This window comes from Duganella caerulea (assembly GCF_040362985.1).
GTDB classification, from domain to species: domain Bacteria; phylum Pseudomonadota; class Gammaproteobacteria; order Burkholderiales; family Burkholderiaceae_D; genus Rugamonas; species Rugamonas vulcania.
Genome location: NZ_BPWJ01000002.1, coordinates 662,740 through 677,956, shown reverse-complemented (window position 1 = coordinate 677,956; position 15,217 = coordinate 662,740). Strand labels below are relative to the sequence as shown.

16 protein-coding genes and 1 riboswitch are annotated in these 15,217 nt (G+C 62.9%); of the genes, 8 read left to right on the top strand and 8 right to left on the bottom strand.

Translation table 11 applies throughout. The features are described from left to right. Positions 1-86 precede the first annotated feature (86 nt). The gene (locus tag ACUJB0_RS07890; protein ID WP_444844742.1) at positions 87-1,106 is read left to right on the top strand and encodes an AraC family transcriptional regulator; all 1,020 of its coding nucleotides are present in this window, start codon (positions 87-89) and stop codon (positions 1,104-1,106) included. On the opposite strand, the gene ACUJB0_RS07885 is transcribed toward ACUJB0_RS07890, so the two are convergent. The 3 genes from ACUJB0_RS07885 to ACUJB0_RS07875 are packed head-to-tail and all read right to left on the bottom strand — an operon-like array spanning position 1,103 to position 3,569. Further along, a complete protein-coding gene (locus tag ACUJB0_RS07885) occupies positions 1,103-1,543 on the bottom strand; it encodes a hypothetical protein (protein WP_444844741.1) in 441 nt (146 codons plus the stop codon). The two genes, ACUJB0_RS07890 and ACUJB0_RS07885, sit on opposite strands and share 4 nt — an antisense overlap. 18 nt (positions 1,544-1,561) lie before the next feature. Beyond that, the gene (locus ACUJB0_RS07880) at positions 1,562-2,086 is read right to left on the bottom strand and encodes an SRPBCC family protein (RefSeq protein ID WP_444844740.1); all 525 of its coding nucleotides are present in this window, start codon (positions 2,084-2,086) and stop codon (positions 1,562-1,564) included. Positions 2,087-2,135: 49 nt separating this feature from the next. After that, on the bottom strand, positions 2,136-3,569 hold the full coding sequence (locus tag ACUJB0_RS07875) for a cytochrome P450 (RefSeq protein ID WP_444844739.1): 1,434 nt from the start codon (positions 3,567-3,569) through the stop codon (positions 2,136-2,138). Between the two features lie 81 nt (positions 3,570-3,650). On the opposite strand from ACUJB0_RS07875, the gene ACUJB0_RS07870 reads away from it, so the two are divergent. After that, positions 3,651-4,043 carry a VOC family protein gene (locus tag ACUJB0_RS07870; protein WP_444844738.1) on the top strand — a complete coding sequence of 131 codons (393 nt, stop codon included), beginning with the start codon at positions 3,651-3,653 and terminating at the stop codon, positions 4,041-4,043. On the opposite strand, the gene ACUJB0_RS07865 is transcribed toward ACUJB0_RS07870, so the two are convergent. Both ACUJB0_RS07865 and ACUJB0_RS07860 read right to left on the bottom strand, forming a co-directional pair. After that, positions 4,028-4,417: a nuclear transport factor 2 family protein gene (locus ACUJB0_RS07865; protein ID WP_444844737.1), complete on the bottom strand. Its 390-nt coding sequence runs from the start codon at positions 4,415-4,417 to the stop codon at positions 4,028-4,030. The two genes, ACUJB0_RS07870 and ACUJB0_RS07865, sit on opposite strands and share 16 nt — an antisense overlap. A gap of 16 nt (positions 4,418-4,433) precedes the next feature. Beyond that, positions 4,434-5,339: a LysR substrate-binding domain-containing protein gene (locus tag ACUJB0_RS07860; RefSeq protein WP_444844736.1), complete on the bottom strand. Its 906-nt coding sequence runs from the start codon at positions 5,337-5,339 to the stop codon at positions 4,434-4,436. A gap of 98 nt (positions 5,340-5,437) precedes the next feature. Here ACUJB0_RS07860 and ACUJB0_RS07855 point away from each other — a divergent pair, with 98 nt between their 5' ends. The 3 genes from ACUJB0_RS07855 (at position 5,438) to ACUJB0_RS07845 (ending at position 7,925) form a co-directional block, all read left to right on the top strand. Then, positions 5,438-5,812: a hypothetical protein gene (locus ACUJB0_RS07855; RefSeq protein WP_444844735.1), complete on the top strand. Its 375-nt coding sequence runs from the start codon at positions 5,438-5,440 to the stop codon at positions 5,810-5,812. A 22-nt stretch (positions 5,813-5,834) separates the two neighbouring features. Continuing rightward, complete coding sequence (locus ACUJB0_RS07850) at positions 5,835-7,148, top strand: MFS transporter (RefSeq protein ID WP_444844734.1); 1,314 nt, start codon at positions 5,835-5,837, stop codon at positions 7,146-7,148. A gap of 63 nt (positions 7,149-7,211) precedes the next feature. After that, on the top strand, positions 7,212-7,925 hold the full coding sequence (locus tag ACUJB0_RS07845; protein WP_444844733.1) for a hypothetical protein: 714 nt from the start codon (positions 7,212-7,214) through the stop codon (positions 7,923-7,925). A 1-nt stretch (position 7,926) separates the two neighbouring features. Here the strand turns inward: ACUJB0_RS07845 and ACUJB0_RS07840 are convergent, their stop codons facing one another. Together ACUJB0_RS07840 and ACUJB0_RS07835 are read right to left on the bottom strand one after the other, a co-directional pair. Further along, positions 7,927-8,127: a hypothetical protein gene (locus ACUJB0_RS07840; RefSeq protein WP_117013587.1), complete on the bottom strand. Its 201-nt coding sequence runs from the start codon at positions 8,125-8,127 to the stop codon at positions 7,927-7,929. A 54-nt stretch (positions 8,128-8,181) separates the two neighbouring features. After that, positions 8,182-11,007 carry a M16 family metallopeptidase gene (locus ACUJB0_RS07835; protein WP_444844732.1) on the bottom strand — a complete coding sequence of 942 codons (2,826 nt, stop codon included), beginning with the start codon at positions 11,005-11,007 and terminating at the stop codon, positions 8,182-8,184. Between the two features lie 96 nt (positions 11,008-11,103). Continuing rightward, positions 11,104-11,245, top strand: a riboswitch (FMN riboswitch). 96 nt (positions 11,246-11,341) lie between these two features. Here ACUJB0_RS07835 and ribB point away from each other — a divergent pair. Beyond that, positions 11,342-12,013 (top strand): 3,4-dihydroxy-2-butanone-4-phosphate synthase, encoded by a 672-nt coding sequence (gene ribB, locus ACUJB0_RS07830; RefSeq protein ID WP_444844731.1) that lies wholly within the window; start codon positions 11,342-11,344, stop codon positions 12,011-12,013. Here the strand turns inward: ribB and ACUJB0_RS07825 are convergent. Continuing rightward, positions 12,010-13,392 (bottom strand): MFS transporter, encoded by a 1,383-nt coding sequence (locus tag ACUJB0_RS07825; RefSeq protein ID WP_444844730.1) that lies wholly within the window; start codon positions 13,390-13,392, stop codon positions 12,010-12,012. The two genes, ribB and ACUJB0_RS07825, sit on opposite strands and share 4 nt — an antisense overlap. Before the next feature lie 111 nt (positions 13,393-13,503). On the opposite strand from ACUJB0_RS07825, the gene ACUJB0_RS07820 reads away from it, so the two are divergent. After that, positions 13,504-14,370 (top strand): LysR family transcriptional regulator, encoded by an 867-nt coding sequence (locus ACUJB0_RS07820; RefSeq protein ID WP_161082135.1) that lies wholly within the window; start codon positions 13,504-13,506, stop codon positions 14,368-14,370. Between the two features lie 52 nt (positions 14,371-14,422). Beyond that, positions 14,423-15,211, top strand: coding sequence for an MlaE family ABC transporter permease (locus ACUJB0_RS07815; RefSeq protein WP_444844729.1), 789 nt, complete (start codon positions 14,423-14,425; stop codon positions 15,209-15,211). The last annotated feature ends 6 nt before the right edge of the window (positions 15,212-15,217 follow it).

Below are 15,217 nucleotides of genomic sequence, written 5' to 3'. Positions count from 1 at the left end.
TGGCGCGCACCGAGTTTGAATGACAACAGAATAAGATAAGGAACCGACCTGGTATTGCGCTTTCATGACACACGCCTTGTTCGATCATGCCAAGCCCGCACGCTGACCTGTCGCGCCGCGTAGCCGGCTCCTATTTGCAGCCCCTGCTCGAAGCGGCGGCAGCGCGCGGCGTCACGGCCGCTGCGCTGGAACGCGCCGCCGGCATGGCCCCCGGTGCCCTGCAGCCGCTGCCCGAATCGCTACCCGCAGACGACTATGTGCGCCTGCTCGACATCGCCGCCGGCCTGGCAAACGATCCGCATTTCGGCGTGCATGTGGGCGAACGGGTCAAACTGGGCACCTACAGCGTGTATGGATTGATACTCCTCAGCTGCCGCGACTTCGGCCAGGCTTTCGACCAGACCATGCGCTACGAGCAGCTGGCGCACGACCTGGGCCGCTCCACGCTGACGGTGGCGGACGGCGTGGCCCACTACACCTGGCACAGCAACTACGGCCCCACCCAGCGCCACCTGGCCGACAGCGTCTTCGCCGGCATTCGCGTGTTCGGCAACTGGCTGGCCGGGACCACGCTGCCCGCCGCGCAGCTGACGCTCATGCACGACGGCGGCGCGCCCGATGCCCGCGACGAATATGTGCGCGTGCTGGGCGCCATGCCCACCTTCGACGCGGCGGCCAACGTCGCCAGCTTCGACGCCGCGCTACTGGCCTACCCGGTGCCGAACGCCGACGTCAGTCTCTATCCAGTACTGCAGCAGCACGCCGAACAACTGCTGCGCCAGCGCGCGCAGCACGACAACTCGATCAGCCAGCAGGTACACGCAGCCATCGTCCGCAACCTAGCGCACGGACAGGTGCGGCTGGCCTCCATCGCCGAAGAATTGAAACTGTCGCCGCGCACGCTGCAACGCAAGTTGAGCGAGGCCGGCGCGACCTTCCAGCAGATACTGGACCAGGCCCGCTTCGCGCTGGCCAAGGACTATCTGCGCCAGCCGGAACTGAGCCTGGTGGATATTGCCTTCCTGCTGGGCTACCAGGAACAGAGCGCGTTCAATCACGCGTTCAAGGAATGGGCGGGCGTCAATCCCGGCGCCTACCGCACCTAGATGGATTCGCCCTTGATGCGGATGAAGGGGCCGATGCACTTGTCGGTACGCCGCTCCACGCACATCAGGAACATGTCGCCGCTGGGATGGAACAGCAGATAGCTGGTGACGGAGCGACCCACCTTCGTCACATCGCCCAGGCAATCGCGCTTGCCGTTGTCCTTGACGATGGTATCGACCTCCTTGTAGAAGCCCTCCTTGTCCGGCCGGTCGCTGATGGCGAAGGTGGACTCGGCCACCTCCTCGTTGCTGAACACCAGCGTGGTGCCGTCGGCGCGGATGCGATAGGTCTCGCTGCAAGAGCCATCGGGTATGGTGATCTGCCAAGTGCCGATCACAGGATGGCTTTGCCGAAGCGGCGCCTTTCCCGCAGCGCCGGCGTGCGCCATCGACGCCATCGCCAACACCGCCACCACCCGTCTCAGACGCTTGTTCATGGCCCACCTCCGCTCACGCTATTTTTCCGCCACCGCTTTCATATTGGCCAGGCCGGCCTCGAAGTCCTTGCCGATCATTTTATCCATGCTGACCATCAGTCCCATCAACTTGGTGAGGAAGGCGCTTGGGCCGGACATGGTCCAGCTCACGGTGGTGAACTCGCCCTTGTTCTCCAGCGCGAACTCGGTCAGGCAGTGCGACTCGAACGGCCGCAGGAAATCGAGCTTGATGTCCACCTTGGCCGGCGTCAGGCCGGTGATCTCCATGCGCCCCGCGCCCACCTTGTCGTCGCCCTCCCACGCGTAGACCGCGCCCAGGTCCTTCGGCGAACCGCTGAAGGTGCGCTTCATGGCCGGATCCAGCTTCTCCCACGGCGACCACGCGGTCCAGTTGTGGAAGTCGCTGATCAGCGGCAGGATCTTCTCCGGCGGCGCCTTGATGGCGATGGTGCGCTGCACGCGGTAGCTGTCCGGCTGCATCGCCGCCAGTCCCAGCACAATCAATACCAGAACGACGACACCGATGACGATCTTCTTCAGCATGATTTCTCCTTGTTTTGGGGATGCACACTTAGGCTGCGCGTCTAGCCTATCATGTTTTTTTGATCAGTCGCACCGGCAACGCGCTTGGCGTCATCGTGAAGGTGAAGCGCTCCTCGACCGGCGCCGCGCCCGGCACGCGCTCGATGGCGAAATTCTTGACCAGCATGGACATCGCCATCTTGATCTCGGCCATCGCCAGATATCGGCCGGGGCAGAAACGCGGCCCGCCACCAAAGGGGAACAGCTTGCGCGCGGGATCGTCGCCACTGCCGTTGGCACCCTCCAGCCAGCGCTCCGGCTGGAAGCTCTCCGGCTGCGCCAACTCGCAATCGCGCTCAGACGACTGGCGCAGCAGCAGGAAAATCACCGTCCCCGCCGGCACCCACAGATCGCCGACCACCATATCCTCGGTCGGCTGCGCCGCCATGATGGGCGCCACCGGCTTCAGGCGCATCGCCTCGCGCGTGGCGGCGTCGATGTACTTCAGGCGGTCCAGCAGATGGTAGTCGTCCAGCACCGCCTTCGCGCCCAGGACTTGTTCGGTCTCCGCCGCCATACGCTGCGCGGCCTGCGGATGGGTGGACAGGAAGTCGATCAGCCAGGCCGTGGTGTTCGACGTGGTGTCCTCGCCGGCGAACACCATGGTGATCGCGTTGCCGACCACCGCCTCGTCGGTCAGGCCGGAATCCGGCTCGTCGCGCGCCACGATCAGCGCCTCCAGCATATTGGAGGGCTTCTGCCGCAACGCCGGATTGAGCTCGATGCGCTTGCGCACCTCGGCGATGAAGCCGAAGATGGCGCGCTGGATGCGCGCGGCGGCGGCAATGGCCTCATGGTCGTCGGCGCGCTTGAGCATCGATACGCGCCAATAGGCGAACGGCGATGTCAGGCGCTTGGCTACCATGCGGAACAGGAACTCGATATCGCGCTGCAGCGGATGCTCCTCCAGCTCCAGCGTGTTGATATCCTGGCCCATCGCCAGGCCGATGGTCACGTCCAGCGTGTAGGCCTTCAGGTCGCGCAGCACGTCAACCGGCTTGCCGGCGGCGATGGCCGCTTCCCAGCGTCTGTGCAGGCGTTCGGTCAGCGCGGTCAGCGTCGGGAAAAAATTATGGATCACCTCCGGTGTCAGCGCCCGCATCACCAGCTTGCGCTGGCGCCGCCAATCCTCGCCTTCCGCCGTGAACAGGCCGCGCGTGCCGACTTCGTTGAGCATGTCGGCCGTGCGACTGGAGCGGCGTATAGCATCGGGCCGGTCGCGCAGCAGGCTGGCGATCAGGTCGCGGTCCGACGTCGCCAGGATAGTCTTGCGCATGACGCGGAAGCGGTACATGGCGCCGAACTGGCGGCTCCAGTCTTCAAGCGCCTGATGCAGCGGCCGGCGATTGATATCGCGGACATTCCCCATCAGTGGCCGCCCTTTCGGGCCGGGCAAATCGGCGATGCTGCGCAGCTCGGGCGGCGCGACGGACGTCAGTTCCATGGTGTTCCCCATTTTGAATTCATCTCCGCGTACACTATACCCTGAAATGTTGACGATATACTCACTCAACCGGGGAAACAGATGCTATCGCATGTTTATGTGGGGATTAACGACTTCGAACCGGCGTTCGCCTTCTACAGCGCGGTGATGGCGGACCTGGGCGTGCGCCTGCGCTTCAGCGATGCGGCCAAGCCGTGGGCGGCCTGGCAGCCGGCCGAGGGTGGGCGGCCCTTGTTCATCATCGGCAAACCGTACGACGGCGAGGCGGCCAGTTGCGGCAACGGCCAGATGATGGCCCTGATGGCGCCGACGCGTGCGGCGGTCGATCGTGCGCATGCCTCCGCCATGGCGCACGGCGGCCGATGCGAAGGCCCGCCGGCGCTGCGGCCGCACTACCATGCCAACTACTATGGCGCCTACTTCCGCGATCCGGAGGGGAACAAGCTATGCGTGGTCTGTCACGATGCTGAATAAGGCTCGCTGATCACAGTCCCTTGGTGGAAGACGATCTGCCACGCCTCGTTTGTTTTCCGCCAGAGCGTTGTTCTGCGTGTGCGCCGGTTCGGCTGTTGCAGGACGTAGTTGAGCTGATACAGGTCCTGCGCAAGCTGGCGGATCGTGAAATCCGAGCAAACCAAATCGTCAGGCTCCGGGGATTGGTAGCGTTCCAGAAGCGTTTCGATCACATAGCCACGATCATAAATCGCGCCGCTTGCGCCGATCTCCCAGAAGTCATCCGCCGTCATATTGAGAAGGTCTTCGCGGCTGGTGCCAAATTCCCGTCGATGGAAGATCGGCTCGCGGACACTAAGTTCGGCGAGTATCGCTTCGAGATGGGAATTCAGCATCGGTTAGTCCTCTTGTCTAATTCGGGATCACATTCAATCCGCAAGAACGGATTTCCGAGACCAGCCTGTTAAAAAACTCCCCCATCGCGCCCTTGAGCATTCGGCCTTTGCGCCAGCGGAAGGCTGCTGACCTGACCAATCCCGCGTCGTTAATTTGCGCGATGCGGACCCCAGAGGCGGTTCTCGCCGCGAGTTCGCCAACAACGGTGGAAACCGGACCAATAGCCGCAAGGCGCAGCAGTGCATCGACATCATCGACTTCCACTCGCAAATCGGGCACCACTCCATGGCTCGCCAATGAGAGATCTATCTGGCGACGCATTGCGAACTGCGAGTTTAGCAATGCCAGAGGATAAGAAGAAAGCTCACGTAAATCTATATCGTCACGCGATAAAGCGGCGTTGGCTAAAACAAGCCGTTCATCGAACAATAAACGCTGGTCTATCCCTGCGGTCGACGTCTTCGAGAATGAAATCCCGACGTCGATCTCACCCTCCAATAACGCGCGGTCGATCTCCGCCCCGGTCAGTTCGACCGCCGTGACAAACAGCTCGGGAAAAACAGCGAGCATCCCGGCGACGGTAGGCATGACCAGCGTCCTCGAATAGCTGGCGATCGCTCCGATTCGTAGCGTGCCCCGCACCTGCTCGCCCCGCGCTTGTATCGTTTGCAGACTCAAATCCAGCTGCTCCAGCAACGGCCCGACCTCCTCAAGCAGCAGGCTCCCGGCGGAGGTCAGGATAATTCCCCTGCCGTGCTTCTCGAATAAGGCGGTGCCGGTTATCTGGTTTAGCTCCCGCAAGTGCTGCGACAGGGCCGGCTGCGTCAGATTGAGCGCGGTCGCGGCTTTGGTTACCGCGCCCAGACGGGCCACCATGACAAAGCTGCGCAGCAACCTCAGGTCCGCCAGCTGAGCTCTCATAAATTCTCCTTATGTATTACGCCTCGAAATATCATTTTACGCAAGCTCGGGCATTCATGATAATTCGCACACTTTCCAGCTACCAAAGGAGCAAACCGATGCCGCATCTGGTCATCGAAGTGACGCGCGAACTTCTACCTCAGCCAGGCGGGGCGAAAAGCCTGCTGCCCGTGCTCGGGGATATTCACAACGAGTTTTCCCACCTGGGATTTGCCAGGCTGGAGGACATGAAAAGTCGTGTCGTCGTTCAGGACGCCGCCCTGGCCGGCGGCGACGAGGAAGCCCAATTCATCGTGGCGACGCTGACCATGACGCAAGACCGGCCGCAAACCATGCAGCGCGCAATGGGCGACCTGATCCGGTCACGTCTACATCGATATATCGAAAGCCAACAGCTGGCCTGCTCCTGGCAATGCTGTGTTTTCTTCCGCCACGTGGGCACGGAAGGCTATATCAAATCCCAGTCACGATAAAAACAAATAATTTGGAGACGCCATGAACAACACTATCCGCGTCCCATCCACGATCCAGACTCAAATAGTGGATGAGACAGCTCAAAATACGATTTACAAGAAGGTCGCCTGGCGCATCATGCCGCTGCTCCTCGTTTGCCAGCTGCTCGCCTATCTCGATCGAATCAACGTCGGCCTGGCCAAGCTTCAGATGGGCCAGGACCTGGGCTTCAACGAGTCCGCCTATGGCCTCGGAGCAGGCATCTTCTTCCTCGGCTACTTCTTGTTCGAAGTACCCAGCAATATCATGCTGCACCGGATCGGCGCCCGACGCTGGATTGCGCGGATTATGATCAGCTGGGGCCTGGTATCCGCGGCGACCATGCTGGTTACCGGCACGGCCAGCTTCTACATCATGCGGTTCCTGCTCGGCGTGGCCGAAGCGGGCTTTTTCCCCGGGATCATTCTCTACCTCACCCTCTGGTTCCCATCAGCCCGGCGAGGCCGCATGACGACTTTGTTCATGACCGCGACGGCTGCTTCGGGCGTTGTCGGCGGGCCGATCTCGGGATGGATCATGACCGCCTTCGGCGGCAGCCACGGTTTGGCTGGCTGGCAATGGCTATTCCTGCTGGAAGGACTTCCCTCCGCCTTGATGGGCTTGGTTGTTCTGCGCTATCTGGATGATGGCATCGAAAGCGCGCAGTGGCTGCTGGCCAGCGAGAAGAAGGTCTTGCGCGAGGCGCTCAACCGGGACGACCAGGCGCGCGCCGCCGTCACGCCGCGCTCGTCGGTCAACGTGATCGTATTGTCTTCCCTGGTGTATTTCCTGCTGTTGGCAGGCCTCTACGGAATCGGCTTTTGGCTGCCCACCATTATCCGGGAGTCCGGCGTGAGCTCGGCGGAACAAATCGGCTTGCTCAGCGCAATCCCATATGTCTGCGCAGGCGTTGTGATGAATTTCGTGGCCTTCAGCGCCGACCGCAAGCACGCCTGGAAATCGCACGTCGCGCTGGGCGCCTTCGCCGCCGCCGCGGGTCTGATGGGCAGCACCTACTGGGCAGGAACACTGGCGCTGTCGTTGGCCGCGCTATCGCTCGCGACCGTCGGCATCCTCTCCGCGCTACCGCTGTTTTGGAACTTGCCCACGATGATGCTGCGGGGCGTTGCAGCAGCGTCCGGAATTGCGGTCATCAACTCCATGGGTAACCTGTCGGGGTTTGTCAGTCCCCTGATCGTGGGATGGCTGACGCAGCGCAGTCATTCTGCAGCGGATGGGGTGCAGTTCCTGGCCGCGTGCGTCCTGGTCTCCGGCGTGCTGACGCTGCTAATGCGCAGGTGTTCAGCCGAGAATTAGCGAGAACGACCACGCATCCCGTAAAATCCAGCGTTGTCATAACCTCGATCTCTATACTGACTGATGAAAAAACTGATTCCGCTTCTCCTGCCGTTGCTGTTTGCGGCTTGCGCTCCCATGCCTCCCAAACTCCCATCTGACAATCAGGTAGCGCCAGCGTTTCGTCATCCAGAAGCGGGCGCGTTGATTTTGATGCTGCCGCCTGAAACTGAGACGGAGGACATGCAAGCCGGCGTCGGTATATTGAAGGAAGAACTTCATCGACAGCTTAGCGCTGCAGGGTATAGGGTCGCGATCCTGGACCAAACCAGTTACGACACCATTTGGGCTCAAGAGATTGCGGAAGTTGGCGGGATCTACGATGGCGCGACAGGAGAGCTGCGCCGTCCTCAGTTCGTGCAGGCGCTCGGCCATCTGGTACAGCGGGTAAGCAGCGAGACCAAAGCCACGCTGGTCATGCGGCCACATTTGGTGCTTCGGACGGCCGAATTATCCGGCGTTTCAGCGGTATGGGATGGCCAGCAACGCCGCAGCAATGTCAGCGGAGCCGGCGACAGCTCGTTCCACCACGACGGCACAACACTGGGCTTGTCCGTCGGCCTGCGCATGTTCGCCAGCAGCGGCGAATTCGTCATGAGCACACATGGCGGCGTGTCGCTGCCATACAAACTCAATCTCCACACCAACCGCAACGAAGTACGAACCGATCTTTTCAAAGAGAGCCGGGAGATGGCCGACGGTGTATCATTGGCGCTCTCCCCTCTCCTGCAAAAATGAATCAGGCCAGCGCTTCCTTCGCCGCTTCCTCGGGCGTCAGGCCGTCGTAGAACTGGTCGGTGAACCACTCGACCTGCTCTTCGATATGCTCCTGCGCCTCCTCCTGCGTGGCGCCGCCCTTCACCAGGAAGCCCTCCACTTCGATACACCAGTTGATCAGTTCCAGGGTTTCCGGGTCCAGCTCTTCTTTTTTCTTTGCCATGATAGTTCTCTACATCGTGATGAATACAAGCCGCCAGTGTAACAGGCGGCCCGCTTACTTCGCCGGATACAGCACCACCTGCACATAATTGTTCATGTCGAAGTAGCGCCGCGCGGTGTCCTTCAACTCCGCCGCCGTCAGCGCGCCCACGCGCGATTCGTAGGTCAGCACCTCCGCCGGATCGGTCTTGTTGAAGAAGGCATTCATTAACACCCCTATCCAATAGCCGTTCTCGCGCATGCCCCGGCGATAGTTGGTGATCCAGGAAGCCTTCACCTTGGCCAGGTCCGCATCCTCCGCGCCGTTCTCCTTGATCTTGTCGATCTCCGCGAAGGTCGCAGCCAGCACCTTGTCCACGTTCTCCGGGGCGCACGGCAGGTTGGCCGTGATCGAATAATTCTGGTAAGGGATACGCTCCATGTTCCCGCGCACGCCGCCGCTGTATATCGCGCCCATCTTCTCGCGCAGCACCTCGATCAGTTTGATGTTCAGCACCTCGATCAGTGCCTGCATGCGCATGCGCTCCTGCGCCGAGTACTGCGCCTCGCCGGTGAAGGACAGCGAGATCGTGCTCTTGGGCTCAGTCCCCGCATGTACCTCCTTCTTCACCACGCCGCGCACCGGCCGCACACCTTCGTCCTTGAACGCCACCGGAATCTCGCCCACCGGCAGGCTGGCCAGATAAGTCGCGATCAGCGGCTTGATCTTCTCCACGTCGAAGCTGCCCGTCACAAAGAAGGTAAAGTCCTTGGCGCTGGCCATGCGGCTGTTATAAAGATCTATCACCCGGTCCAGCCCCAGTTGATCGAAGTCCGCCGGCTTGGGCGCACGCTGCACGCGCGGGTTGTTGTTGTACAGCGTCGCCGTGATCGTATCGTTGAAGACCGATTCCGGACGCGCCAGATTGTTCTTCGCCAGTTCGCGCTGGCGGTCGACGTAGGCGCTGTAGATGGCGGGATCCTTGCGCGGCTGCGTCATGTTCAGGTACACCAGCTGCAGCATGGTCTCCACGTCGCCGCTGCCCGAGCCGCCGCCGACCGTCTCGTTGATCGAACTGACGCTGGCGTTGGCGCCCGCCGACTTACCGGCCAACACCTTCACCAGATCGCTCGGCGAGTAATCGCGTACGCCCATCTGATGAACGATATTGCTGGCATAGCGCGCATTGAACAGGTCCTGGTCGCCGAACAGCGACCAGCCGCCGTACCGCAGGCCAGTCAGTATCACCTGGTCGTTATTGAAGTCGGTCGGCTTGAGCACCACCTTGACGCCATTGCTCAACATAAGCTCCGTCAATCCCAGCTTGGCGTTGACGGTTTCACTGACAATGCTGCCGGCCTTGGGCGGCGTTGCCATCAACTGGCTGGCGTAGACCTTCTCTTCCTGCGCCTTCACGCCGATCTTCTCGGCCGCGCTGGCGGTGGCCAGCAACTCGTCGGCCTTCGGCGCCGGCACGCCGGCCACCTCGGTGCCGGTGTAGATCACCAGCTTGTTCTGGCTGTCGGGAATGGCCGCGCGCACGGCGGCGTTCACCTCCGACAGCGCGATGTCCGGTATCAGCTCATTGGCGTAACGGTACTCCATCGCCACGCCGGGGATCGACTCCTTGTCGAGGAAGTTGCGGATGTACTCCGCCGCATAGCCGGCCGAATCGGATTTATCACGCTCGTTGTACATGCGCTCATAGCTGCGCAACATGCCCTTCTTGGCACGCTCCACTTCCGAAGCGGTGAAGCCGTACTGGCGCGCGCGCTGGTCTTCCTGCACCAGGGCGTTGATGGCAGGCGTCGCTCCGCCCTTGCCCAGCACCGCGCCGGCGCCGAACGAACGGTAGCCGCGCATCACGGCATTCATGCCGCTGCCGCCTTGCAGGAACGGCGGGTTGGCCTGCTGCGTCAGCTCGTGCATGCGCTGGCTGAGGATAAAGCTGTACATGTTCTCGATCAGCTTCTGGCGATAGTCGGCGATGGTCGAACCGGGCGCCCACGCCTGGACCGGGTAGCGGATATAGACCGTGTTCGCGCCGATCTCCTTGTCCGTAAACACCACGCCCTCGGATTCCGCGCGCTCCGGAATCTTGGCATATTCGCGCGGACGCTCGTTCTGCGGATTTTTCAGGCCGCTGAAATGCTGCGTCACCAGCTTCTCGGCTTCCGCCGGTTCGATATCGCCGACCACCACCACCGCCATCAGGTCCGGACGATACCAGTCGCGGTAGAAGCGCTTGACGGCGTCGTACTTGAAGGTCTTGAGGATGTCCTCTTTACCGATCGGCATGCGCTGCGCATAGCGCGAGCCGTTCAACACCTTGGGCAGCAGCACCTTGTTCATGCGGTCGTCCACGCCTTTACCCATGCGCAGTTCCTCGAGCACGATACCGCGCTCGCTGTCGATGTCGGCGTCGTTGAACGACAGGCCATGCGCCCAGTCCTCCAGCACCTGGAAGCCCTGCTTCACCACTTCCGGCTTATCGGTCGGCAGCGGCAGGATGTAGACGGTTTCGTTGAAGCTGGTGTAGGCATTCAGGTCGGCACCGAACTTCACGCCTATCGACTGCAGATAGGACACCAGCTCGTTGCGCTTGAAGTGCGTGGAACCGTTGAAGGCCATATGCTCGGTGAAGTGCGCCAGGCCTTGCTGGTCCTCGTCCTCCAGTATCGAGCCGGCCTTCACCACCAGCCGCAGCTCCAGCTTTTTCTCGGGGCGGGCATTTTTTTGCACATAATAGGTCAAGCCGTTGGCTAGCTGGCCCACCTTGACTTGCGGCCCGACCGGTATCGGATCGCTCAATTTCAGCGGCGGCTGATTGTCGGCTTGCGCCATGAAGGAACACGCCAGAAGAACGGCGGCGGAGGCGCTACGCATTGTCATCAGCTTCATACCCGTTGCATAAAAAAGAAGAAAAAAGCCACCATACACTGAAATTCTTAATTTGGGCTAGAATCCTTGCTCGCCTGCCAGCCGGCAGGCGATTAACGACGTCTTCGGGGCGGGGTGCGATTCCCCACCGGCGGTAAGGCCAGCGATGGCCAAGCCCGCGAGCGCTCTCGCAAGAGGGGTCAGCAGATCTGGTGTGATTCCAGAGCCGACGGTATAGTCCGGATGAAAGAAGATGTGCGGTGACGCGGCCACCCGCCCGAGCGATCGGTGCGGCGGGTCGCGCGTATTCGCTTGCCCTGTCGCGTTTTTCGCCTATTTGCGAGGAGCGTTCCACATGTTAGACCAATTAGACCAACAAGCCGCGGTATCCCCCTACTCCCTTGTCTCGGACGATCTGGAAGGCCGCATCAGCGCGGCGCTGGAAGCCATGCGCGCCGGCGTGCCGGTGATCCTGCTCGACGATTTCGACCGCGAGAACGAAGCGGACCTGATCGTCGCCGCCGAAAAAATCACCGTGCAGTCGATGGCCATGATGATCCGCGAATGCAGCGGCATCGTCTGCCTCTGCCTGAGCGCCGACAAGGTGCGCGCGCTGGAACTGCCGATGATGGCCGCCGATAACGGCAGCCGTTACGGCACGCCGTTCACGGTATCGATCGAAGCGCGCGACGGCGTCACCACCGGCGTTTCGGCGGCGGACCGCGTCACCACCATCCGCACCGCCATCGCGGCCGATGCGCAGCCGCGCGACCTGGTCCACCCCGGCCACGTGTTCCCGCTGCGCGCCACGCCGGGCGGCGTGCTGGCCCGCAAAGGCCACACCGAAGGCTCAGTGGACCTGGCAACGATGGCAGGCCTCAATCCGGCCGCCGTGCTGTGCGAGTTGATGAACCCGGACGGCACCATGATGCGCGGCGCCGACATCGAACGCTTCGCCGAACTGCACGGGATGCCCATCCTGACCATCGCCGAGATGATCGAATGGCGCACCACGCGCGGCGTCTAAGCCGGCTTGCCCAATTTGACGTAGCGCCACACCAGCACTAGCGCACACGCGTACGCCGCCGAGATCAGGCCAAAGGCCAGCGGCAGGCGCCACGTCCAATCGGGCATCGCATGCATCACGGTGCCCATCATCGCCACGCCGACCAGGGCGCCGATCTGACGGTTGGCGTTCAGCGCGGCGGCGGCGCTGTTGGCGTGGGCCTTGCCGGCCACCAGCATCACTGTCGCCGTCATGCCCGGAATCGCGATGCCGATGGCGACATTCATCGTCACCGCGCCCAGCACCAGCAGCCAGTATGGCGTTTGCGGCGTCAGGCCGACCAGCATCAGCACCGCCACACCCAGCCCCACCATCAGGCCAGACATCATCGGCGGCCGCGTTCCGACCCGCGCGGCGATGCGGCCCGAGGTCAGGTTGCCGATCGCGAAAGCGGCCATCATCGGTATCAGTTTCAGGCCGGTGTGCAGCGCATCCGCGCCGGACTGCTGGATGTAAAGGCTAAGCAGGAACAACTGCCCGAACACCGCGAAATTGATCAGGAAGCCGACGCCGTTGGCCGCCGCGAAGGCCGGCGTATCGAACAAGGCGCGCGGCAGCAAGGGATGCGCGCCGGTGCGTTCGCGCCGCACCAGCAGGAACGCGGCCGCCACCGTCGCCGCCAAGGCGCCCAGCACCGGCGCCGAGCCCCAGCCCAGCGAGGGGCCTTCGATCAGCACAAAACTCAGCGCCGCCAGCGCGACCACGCCCAGCGCATGGCTCAACATCGACAGCGCGCGCTGCGAGCGTGGCGTGGCCGGCGCCACCACCTGCGTCAGCACGATGCCGAGCAGGCCGATAGGCACGTTCACCCAGAACACGCTGCGCCAGCCGAATTCGTGGACCAGCAGGCCGCCCACCAGCGGGCCGGCCGCCGACGAGCAGCCGACGATCGCCGACCACGTGCCCAGCATGCGCGCGCGGGTGGCCTGGTCGTCGTAGGCGTGGGTCAGCAGGCTCAATGAGCTGGGCATGAACAGCGCGGCGCCCGCGCCCTGCAGCAGGCGCGCGGCGATCAGCGCGTTGCCGCTGGGGGCCACGGCGCACAGCACCGAACCGAGTATGAACACACTCAAGCCGCCCTGGTAGACGTTCTTCGGGCCGTAGCGGTCGGCCAGCGCGCCGCCGGCCATCAGCAACGCGGCAAAGGTCAGCGTGTAGCCGTCCACCACCCAAACCAGGCCGGTGAGCGGCACGCCCAGGTTCGTCGAAATGTCGGACAAGGCGGTATTGACGGCGGTGACGTCGATCATCGCCATCACAAAGCCGATGGCCAGTGTCATCAACACCAGCAAGGCAGGGATCTGGCGCGGCTGGATGGCCGTGGTGCTAGAGGTAGTCATGATGCTTTCCTTCCGTGGGATGCCGCCGATGTTAGCCTCCTTGCATGATGCAGTAAATACGCATAATATCGGCACTCTGATGCAAAAATGCATCGCCACCGGATAACCCGCATGGATTGGGACAACGCCAGGATCTTCCTCGCCATCTACCGCAAAGGCACGCTGCGCGCCGCGGCCGCCGCCCTCGATATCGACCAGGCCACCGTCGGCCGGCGCCTCAACGCGCTGGAGAAATCGCTGGGCGCGCGGCTGTTCCTGCGCACGCCGTCCGGCTACCTGGCCACGCCCGCCGGCGAGCTGGCCGTCACCGCCGCCGAGTTGATGGAGCACGCGGCCCTGCAGTTCCAGCGCGAGATGCAGGGCATCGACAACCGCCTGTCCGGCATCGTGCGCGTGGCCACCTCGGACACCATCGCCAGCCACTCGGTGCTCGGCGCCATGCAGCGCCTGCACGTCATGCATCCCGAGATACGCGTGGTGCTGAGCACCAGCACCGAGATCAGCAACCTGACCCGGCGCGAGGCCGACCTGGCCGTGCGCTCGCTCAAGCCCACCAGTCCCGACCTGATCTCGCGCCACCTGACCCGGCGCAGCATGGGGCTGTACGCCACGCCGGCCTACCTGGCCGAACGCGGCATGCCGGTGCAGGGCAATGGCATGCAGGACCACGACATCATCGTCTACCAGGGCACGGTGGCGCCGCGCCACATGGAAAAGCTGTGTCTTGAATCGATCGCCAACGCGCGCGTGGCGCTCGAGGTCAATAGCGGCATGGTCATGCTCGACGCGGCGCGGCGCGGCATGGGCGTGGCCGAGCTGCCCTGCCACATGGCCGACGGCGATCCCCGGCTGACCCGCGTCTGGCCCGAGCGCGTCGACCACTACGACATCTGGCTGGTGATGCACAGCGACCTGAGTCGCAGCGCCCGCGTGCGCGCCGCCGCCGACGCCATCATCGCCACCTTCGCGGAGGAGTAGGCACAGCGATGTCGGACGCATGCCGACACGCTCGCGGTGCTAAACTGTCAAGATGAACATAGAAGCAGCAATTCCGTCCGCGCTGCGGCGCCCCGTGCAAGCAACCATCGCCTGGCTGAACAGCTGGTGGCGGCTGCTGCAGTTCGCCGCACGGATGCTGTCGCTGGCGTTCACCCCCGCCAGCTATCGCGGCGCCAACCTCAATCTGCTGGCACGCCGCATCGTGCGCGACACCGCGCCCAACCTGGCCTGGTATGGCGTGTTGTCGGCGCTGGTCAGCCTGGTGCTGATCCGCATCGTGGTCGTCACCTCGCAAAGCTACGGCCTGTCGCGTTTCGCGCTGGAGATGGTGGTGCGTGTGCTGGTGCTGGAATTGATCCCGCTGACCGCCGCCGCCTTCGTCGCTCTGCGCACCACCCTGCCAGAGGCGCTGGAGTTCTCGCAAAGCCGCAGCAACGCCGCCAACACCAGCGACGCCGAACTGCACCAGGAATTCTTCCCGCGCGTCGCGGCGGGCGTGTTCGCCGTCTGGATGCTGGCCGCCGTCAGCTGCGTGATGACACTGATCCTCGCCTACCTGTCGCTGTACGGCTTCACGCCGTGGGCGCTGCCGGGCTACACGCGCGTGGTCGGCCAGGTGTTCAACCCGGCGGTGGCGCTGATCCTGGTGCTGAAGATCGTCTTCTTCAGCTTTGCCGTCGGGCTGATACCGATGGCCTCCTCCTACTACTTCGGCGCCAGCTACCGCGTCAAGGTCACGCACGGCCTGTACGACATGGTGCGGCTGTTTGCGGTGATACTGCTGATCGAAATCGCCTCGTTGATGGGCAACTACTACTAAGCGGAA

What these genes read in the sequence shown, in the direction of transcription:
- ACUJB0_RS07855 (WP_444844735.1), top strand. Translation starts at nt 5,438, where the DNA reads ATGCCGCATCTGGTCATCGAAGTGACGCGCGAACTTCTACCTCAGCCA.
- ACUJB0_RS07890 (WP_444844742.1), top strand. Translation starts at nt 87, where the DNA reads ATGCCAAGCCCGCACGCTGACCTGTCGCGCCGCGTAGCCGGCTCCTAT.
- ACUJB0_RS07865 (WP_444844737.1), bottom strand. Translation starts at nt 4,417, where the DNA reads ATGCTGAATTCCCATCTCGAAGCGATACTCGCCGAACTTAGTGTCCGC.
- ACUJB0_RS07845 (WP_444844733.1), top strand. Translation starts at nt 7,212, where the DNA reads ATGAAAAAACTGATTCCGCTTCTCCTGCCGTTGCTGTTTGCGGCTTGC.
- ACUJB0_RS07885 (WP_444844741.1), bottom strand. Translation starts at nt 1,543, where the DNA reads ATGAACAAGCGTCTGAGACGGGTGGTGGCGGTGTTGGCGATGGCGTCG.
- ACUJB0_RS07820 (WP_161082135.1), top strand. Translation starts at nt 13,504, where the DNA reads ATGGATTGGGACAACGCCAGGATCTTCCTCGCCATCTACCGCAAAGGC.
- ACUJB0_RS07840 (WP_117013587.1), bottom strand. Translation starts at nt 8,127, where the DNA reads ATGGCAAAGAAAAAAGAAGAGCTGGACCCGGAAACCCTGGAACTGATC.
- ACUJB0_RS07875 (WP_444844739.1), bottom strand. Translation starts at nt 3,569, where the DNA reads ATGGAACTGACGTCCGTCGCGCCGCCCGAGCTGCGCAGCATCGCCGAT.
- ACUJB0_RS07825 (WP_444844730.1), bottom strand. Translation starts at nt 13,392, where the DNA reads ATGACTACCTCTAGCACCACGGCCATCCAGCCGCGCCAGATCCCTGCC.
- ACUJB0_RS07835 (WP_444844732.1), bottom strand. Translation starts at nt 11,007, where the DNA reads ATGAAGCTGATGACAATGCGTAGCGCCTCCGCCGCCGTTCTTCTGGCG.
- ACUJB0_RS07860 (WP_444844736.1), bottom strand. Translation starts at nt 5,339, where the DNA reads ATGAGAGCTCAGCTGGCGGACCTGAGGTTGCTGCGCAGCTTTGTCATG.
- ACUJB0_RS07880 (WP_444844740.1), bottom strand. Translation starts at nt 2,086, where the DNA reads ATGCTGAAGAAGATCGTCATCGGTGTCGTCGTTCTGGTATTGATTGTG.
- ribB (WP_444844731.1), top strand. Translation starts at nt 11,342, where the DNA reads ATGTTAGACCAATTAGACCAACAAGCCGCGGTATCCCCCTACTCCCTT.
- ACUJB0_RS07850 (WP_444844734.1), top strand. Translation starts at nt 5,835, where the DNA reads ATGAACAACACTATCCGCGTCCCATCCACGATCCAGACTCAAATAGTG.
- ACUJB0_RS07870 (WP_444844738.1), top strand. Translation starts at nt 3,651, where the DNA reads ATGCTATCGCATGTTTATGTGGGGATTAACGACTTCGAACCGGCGTTC.
- ACUJB0_RS07815 (WP_444844729.1), top strand. Translation starts at nt 14,423, where the DNA reads ATGAACATAGAAGCAGCAATTCCGTCCGCGCTGCGGCGCCCCGTGCAA.